Annotated in this window: 1 protein-coding gene; it reads right to left on the bottom strand. The window is 70.6% G+C overall.

Going from position 1 to position 606, the window contains the following annotated elements; genetic code table 11:
- Positions 1-52 precede the first annotated feature (52 nt).
- Positions 53-606 (bottom strand): HDOD domain-containing protein (locus AC1DU6_RS34755; RefSeq protein ID WP_477863072.1); only part of this gene is annotated, 554 nt, incomplete at its 5' end.

Below are 606 nucleotides of genomic sequence, written 5' to 3'. Positions count from 1 at the left end.
GGGCGCAGTTCAGCTATGGCGCGCCAAGCGGAGCGCCCGAAGCGAACTGTCTCTAGTGCAGCATCTGCTCCACCTCGGCCGCCGGGTCGCCGGTGGCGGCGATCTTGGCGGCGAGCAGGTCCAGGTCCAGATGCAGGTGCTCGATCAGCTCGGGCACGGCCACCTTCAGCGCATGCACGGGCTCGTCATGGTGCTCGGCGGCATCCGCCAGCACCTCGGCCACGTGCAGCACGGCCGCGATCAGCGAGAAGGGGCGGATCTCCAGCGGCGTGTTGGCGTCCTTGAAGGCCTCCACCATCGCCTGCGGGAAATGCCAGTGCGCAGCCAGCGACGCGGTCACGTCGGCGTGGGTGCAACCGAAGCGGTGCTCCTCCAGCGAGAAGCGGCTGCCGGGCTCGGCGGCATGGGTCTCGACGTCGGCCACCAGATGCGGCTCGTCCAGGGCCATCAGCAGCTGGCCGGTGCGCAGCATCAGCCCGGCGAGGTAGGCGGTGTCGGCCGTGGCCGCATCGGCGCCCAGCATGCGGGCCAGGATGCGCGCGTAGTTGGCCGTGGCGACCCCGTGGCGCCAGAAGGTGGCCCTGTCCAGGCCCTGGACCTTGGGAA

The organism is Roseateles sp. P5_B10, assembly GCF_056400485.1.
This window is presented reverse-complemented; position numbering and strand designations above follow the sequence as displayed.